Annotated in this window: 4 protein-coding genes; all 4 read left to right on the top strand. The window is 67.6% G+C overall.

All coding sequences use genetic code 11. The features are described from left to right. A partial coding sequence (locus tag AC1DU6_RS17335) for a pectinesterase family protein (protein ID WP_477858544.1) occupies positions 1 to 1,052 on the top strand: 1,052 nt, incomplete at its 5' end. 31 nt (positions 1,053 to 1,083) lie between these two features. Further along, a complete protein-coding gene (locus tag AC1DU6_RS17340) occupies positions 1,084 to 3,975 on the top strand; it encodes a TonB-dependent receptor domain-containing protein (protein ID WP_477858546.1) in 2,892 nt (963 codons plus the stop codon). A 2-nt stretch (positions 3,976 to 3,977) separates the two neighbouring features. Continuing rightward, on the top strand, positions 3,978 to 5,318 hold the full coding sequence (locus tag AC1DU6_RS17345; protein WP_477858548.1) for a pectate lyase family protein: 1,341 nt from the start codon (positions 3,978 to 3,980) through the stop codon (positions 5,316 to 5,318). Between the two features lie 4 nt (positions 5,319 to 5,322). After that, positions 5,323 to 6,030: rhamnogalacturonan acetylesterase (locus AC1DU6_RS17350; RefSeq protein ID WP_477858550.1), on the top strand; the 708-nt coding region annotated here is incomplete at its 3' end.

Below are 6,030 nucleotides of genomic sequence, written 5' to 3' on the forward strand. Positions count from 1 at the left end.
AGACCATCCACCTGGCCAACGGCAGCTACCCCGAACTCAACATCCTGCGCAAGGTGTCCAACCTCAGCATCGTCGGCGAGAGCCGTGATGGTGTGGTGGTGGGCGACGTCAACTTCGAGTCGCTGAACTCGGGCAGTGGCGCGAGTTCCGCAACCGCTGGCACCGCACTCAGCACCTCGGGCAAGACCCTGGGCCACCGCGTGCTCGGCGGCGGCCGTGCGGCCCTGCTCGTCGAGACGTCAGACCTGCTGACGCTGCAGAACTTCACGCTGCAGAACCCGCATGTGCGCAGCACGAGCTGGGACAACCAGGCCGAGGCCATCTACTTCAACACCAGCACGACGGCTGCGGCCGCGCGCCTGGTGGCCAAGCAGATGAACTTCCTGAGCCAGCAGGACACGCTGCAGCTCAAGGGCTACAACTGGATCTACCAGTCGCTCGTCGCCGGCAATGTCGACTTCATCTGGGGCAGCGTGATGGCCAGCCTGTTCGAGGACTGCGAGATCCGCTCGGTGGCCGACACGTCCAGCGGCTCGGCGGGTTTCATCCTGCAGTCGCGCGCCACGGTCGGCGACAAGGGCTTTGTGTTCCTGAACAGTCGGCTGACGGCCGAGCCCGCGGTGAGTCAGGCCTATCTCGCCCGCAGCGGCGGCACGGCGGCAACGACCTACATCGACCACATCGCCTTCGTGAACACCAGGATGGGCTCGCACATCCTGCCCGCCGGCTGGTGCGTGGGCACGGGCACCAGCAAGACCGGTGTGGGCACGGGCAGTTGCGGCAGCAACCCGCCGTCCTGGGCCGGCACGGCCGACGGCGGCACCACCGACACGGTGGGCTGGCGCGAGTTCGGCAGCATGGACCTCAACGGTGCGCCGCTGGACGTCAGCGCCCGGCTCGGCGTGGCCTCGGTCAAGGTCGCCAATGTGCCGACCAATGTCGTGCTGGCCAAGCCGCTCGGCTCGGCGGTGGGCCTGACCACACGGGCCGAGATCTTCCAGAACTCGACCATCGCCACCGGCGCGCCCGGCGGCTGGGTGCCGGCACCCTGACCCATCCAGCAAAAAGCACCACGGAGACACGATGAACATGAAGAACCCGCACGCCCGCCTGACCCTGTGCGCCAGCGCCGTGTTGAGCCTGATGGCCACGGCCCACGCGCAGACCACCGATGCTCCCGCGACGCTGGAGCGCATCCAGATCACCGGCTCCTCCATCAAGCGCCTGGCCGGCGAGACGGCACTGCCGGTCTCGGTGATCAAGTCCGAGGAGCTCGAAGCCCGCGGCCACACCGAGCTCAAGGACCTGGTGCTGGAGATGCCGCAGTCGCTGTCCCTGGGCACCAACAGCGGTGCCGCAGGCCCGATGCTCAATCTGCGCGGCCTGGGCCCGATGCGCACGCTGACCCTGCTAAACGGCCGCCGCATGGCCAACGAGCCGCTGCAGGACCAGTACGTCTCCGTCAACGTCATCCCGCGCATGGCCCTGGACCGCGCCGAGACGCTGCGTGACGGTGCCTCGTCCATCTACGGCTCCGACGCCATCGGCGGCGTGCAGAACTTCTACACCTTCAACAGCTTCAAGGGTGCGCGGGTGAAGGCCGAGTGGAACCAGCCCGAGCACTCCGGCGGCGGCGAGACCAAGGCCATCGGCGCCATCGTCGGCGCGGGCGACCTCAACGCCGATGGCTGGAACGCCTACTTGTCGCTGGACCATCAGCGCAAGTCGGCGCTGTTCAAGATCGACCGGTCCGAGCTGTATGACTACTCGGTGCTGTCGGCCATGGGCCTGGGCCTGCTGCCCGACAACAAGAACCCCAGCCCGATCGCCAACTTCGGCTTCGCAACCGGCGCCAATTCCAACTACAACCCTGCCTTTGCGAACGGCTGCGCGGCGCCGTACTCGCTGCCGACCCTGGGCGCCGGCAGCGTCGCCACGCCGGCCACTTACTCGAACGCCGGTTGCTACCGCAACCCCAACTATTACGACGCCGTCACCGATGGCAGCGAGATCACCAACGTCTTCGGCAAGCTGAGCTGGAAGATCAACAACGATCACTCGCTGGCGCTGGAAGGCCTGCACTCCAGGTTCAACGTGCAGAAGTACCGCGGCATGCAGGTGCCCGCCGGCACGGCCCCGGCCACCACCTACAGCATGCCGGCCACCAGCCGCTTCTACCCTGGCAAGGGCATCACGCCGGCCGTCAAGGTGGTGGGCAGCAACACCGGTGCCAACTCGCCGGCGATGTTCATCGACGCCAGCAAGACGCCCGGCACGGTCACCGACCTGAACATGAACAACCGGACGATCTACTTCGTCTGGGGCCCGGCCGAACTGGGCTCGGCCTACCGCAATGACGAGCAGACCAACGACCGCCTGGTGCTCAGCGCCGAGGGCACGGTGGCCGGCTTTGACTACCGCGTGGGCCTGAACTACGGCCGGTCGCTGCGCGACACCCGCGCCGGCGCCGGCTACATCCTCTACTCCAAGGCGCAGGAGGGCTTCACCAAGGGCATCCTGAATCCCTTCGGCCTGCAGGACGAAGCCGGTCTCGAATACCTGCGCAGCATCGAGGCCAGCGACTACAGCTACCGCGTCAACCGCGCCTACAACCGCAGCGTGGACGTGACGCTGACGCGCTCGCTGATGGACCTGGCCGGTGGCCCGCTGATGCTGGCCGTGACCGGCGAAGTGCGCCGCGATTCGGCCAAGGTCGAGGCCGCACCGCTGGACTACGTGGCCAAGAACGCCAACGGCAGCTATGCGATCGATGCCTTTGGCAATGTCAGCAAGCACGACCTCGTCGGCGAGACGCCCACCGGCGTGGCACGCGACCTCGGCCGCAACATCAAGTCGGCGGTCATCGAAGTGGACGCTCCCGTCACCAGGCGGCTGAGCTTCAACGCCGCGGTGCGCTCCGACACCTACAGCGACCTGAAGACGACGACGGTCAACCCCAAGCTGTCGGCCCGCTACCAGGCACTGGACGAGCTGGTGCTGCGCGCCTCGGCCAACACGGGCTTCCGCGCACCGTCCATCATGGACATCCAGAACCCGACGCCCGAGGTTCGCACGCAGATGATGGACGACCCGGTGCTGTGCCCGAGCGCGACGCCCACCATCACCAACACCGGCAACCCGGTCAACGGCTTCACGCGCGACCAGGTCTGCAACCAGACCATGAGCTACTGGACCAAGTCCCCGGACAACAGCTTCCTCAAGCCCGAGAAGTCCAAGGGCTGGACACTGGGCCTGGCGCTGGAGCCGACCAAGGGCCTGCTGATGACGGCGGACTACTGGGGCATCAAGCTGACCGACATGCTGGGCGCCGTGGCCATCGCCGAGGTGCAGCAGCAGCCGGCCAAGTATGCGACCAACATCATCCGCAAGGCCGACGGCACCATCGACTACATCATCGCCAGCCAGGCCAACCGCGGCGACACCAGCATCCGCGGGCTGGACCTGTCCATGATGTACCGCGTCGCCACGCCCATCGGTCAGGCCAGCTTCATGCTGGACGGCACCTACTACGAGAGCTACCGCTTCAGCGCCGAGAAGAACGGCGAGGTGCTGAGCAATGTCGGCATCATCACCAACGACGCGCGCTACGGTGGCGCCGGCGTCAACTCGGGCCTGGCCGGCATGCCCCAGATCAACCCGCGCTGGAAGCACACCGCCTCGGTGGGCCTGCGCAACGGCTCCTGGTCGGGCCTGGTCTCGGTGCGCTACAACACCGCGCTGACCGACATCACGCCGCGCGCCGGCTCGACGGTGAACCGCGTCAGCCCCTACAGCCAGTACGGCGCCAGCCTGGCCTACTCGGGCTTCAAGGGGCTCAAGCTCAGCCTGGCGGTCAACAACATCACCAACGCGACGCCGCCGATCACGGCCAACAGCCTCTACGTCGGCTACATCACCAGCATGGCCGACGTGCTGGGCCGGGCGTACAAGGTCACCGCCGACTACAGCTTCTGAGCATGAGGCATCTTCATTCTCCGGGCCGTCGCGGCCTGCTGGCCGGTGCTGGCGGCCTGGGTCTCATGGCTTGGCTGCCTTCGGCCGTTGCGCAGGCCCCGGCCTCGGCGGGCATCGTCACCCGCGGCTGGACCGAGACCCAGGGCGGCCGCGGTGGCCGCGTCATCAAAGTCACGACGCTCGCGCCTGCGGGCCCCGGCAGCCTGAAGGAGGCGATCGAGGCCAGCGGCCCGCGCATCGTCGTCTTCGAGGTCGGCGGTGTCATCGACATGGGMGGCCAGCCGCTCAAGATCACGCAGCCTTTCCTGACGCTGGCCGGCCAGACGGCGCCCGATCCTGGCGTCACCGTCATCAAGGCCGAGACGACGATCTCGACCCACGACGTCGTCATCCAGCACCTGAGCTTTCGGCCCGGCGAGTTCGGTCGGCCCAAGAGAGGCGGCGGCGACCAGGACGGCATCTCGGCATTGGGCGGCGCACACGACGTCATCGTCGACCATTGCAGCTTCTCCTGGGCCACCGACGAGAACCTGTCCGCGAGCGGCCCGCGCTTCGAGGGCAGGACGCTGGAGGACTGGCGCAAGGCCACGTCCCACCGCATCACCTACACGCACAACCTCATCTACGAGGGGCTGGGCAATTCGGTGCACGAGAAGGGCGAGCACAGCAAGGGCAGCTTGATCCACGACAACACCAGCGGCGTGCTGATCTACGGCAACGTCTACGTGTCCAACCGCCAGCGCAATGCGCTGTTCAAGGGCGGCGCGCAGGGGGCGATGGTCAACAACTACGTCTTCAACCCGGGCGACCGGGCGGTGCACTACAACCTGCTCGCCAACGAGTGGGAAGGCCAGCCGCATCAGGTGGGCCGGCTGACGCTGGTCGGCAATGCGCTGCGTCATGGCCCTAGCACGGTGGCGGGCACACCGTTCTTCATGCTGCTCGGCCAGGGTGACCTGGAGCTTTACATGGCCGACAACATTGCCCATGACGCGCAGGGCGCGCCGGCGCCGCTGCTCGGCCGCAATGCGGCGACGACGGCGAAGCTGATCGTCGCCAGCCAAGCCTATCTGCCGTCGGCCTTGCCACCGCTGCGCCCGGCCGCGGCCCTGGCGCGGGAGCTGCCCGCCCTCGTCGGCGCCAGGCCGTGGGCGCGCGACGCGCTGGATGCGAAGCTGCTGGCCGATATGGCGCAAGGCAAGGGCAAGCTGATCGACTCCGAGGTCGAGAACGCGTTGGGCTATCCGCGCCATGCGCCAACGCGGCGCGTTTTCAAGCCCGAGGATTGGAACCTCGACGACATGAGTCCCAAGGCTGGCTGGCCAGCCCTCACCGCCTCCTGACTCTATGAAGAAACTTCTGCTTCTCGCCACGCTGCTCGCCGGCTCGGCATTGGCCCAGACGGTGCCCGCACCTGCCGCCTCCGCGTCCCGGGGCGAGACCACGGCCAATGTCGCCACCGGCCCACGCCTCATCCTCGTCGGCGACTCGACGATGGCGCCGCGCAGCGGCTATGGCAATGCGCTGTGCGCGCGTTTCCAGCAGGTCGCCTGCATCAACCTCGCGCGCGGCGGCCGTTCCAGCAAGAGCTTTCGCGCCGAGGGCCTGTGGGACACGGTGCTGGCGCTGTTGAACGAGCGCGGCGAGACCGGCCAGAAGCAGAAGACCCTGGTGCTGATCCAGTTCGGCCACAACGACCAGCCCGGCAAACCCGGCCGCTCGACCGACTTCGCCACCGAGTTCAGCCCCAACATGGCTGGCTACGTGAAGGACGTGAAGGCCGCCGGCGGCGAGGTGCTGCTCATCACGCCGCTCACGCGCCGCACCTTCAGGGACGGCGAACTCCCCAACGACCTGCGCCCCTGGGCCGAGTCCATCCTCAAGGTGGGCGCGGAGCAGGGTGTGCAGGTGCTGGACCTGAACGCGGTCAGCCATGCCGCTGTGGCCGCCATGGGCCAGGCCGGCGCCGATACGCTGGCCGAAGCGCCGCCGCGCTTTGACCGCACCCATCTCGGGCCGAAAGGAGCGGATCTTTTCTCGGGGCAGGTGATGGAG

The organism is Roseateles sp. P5_B10 (assembly GCF_056400485.1).

What these genes read in the sequence shown, in the direction of transcription:
- AC1DU6_RS17340 (WP_477858546.1), top strand. Translation starts at nt 1,084, where the DNA reads ATGAACATGAAGAACCCGCACGCCCGCCTGACCCTGTGCGCCAGCGCC.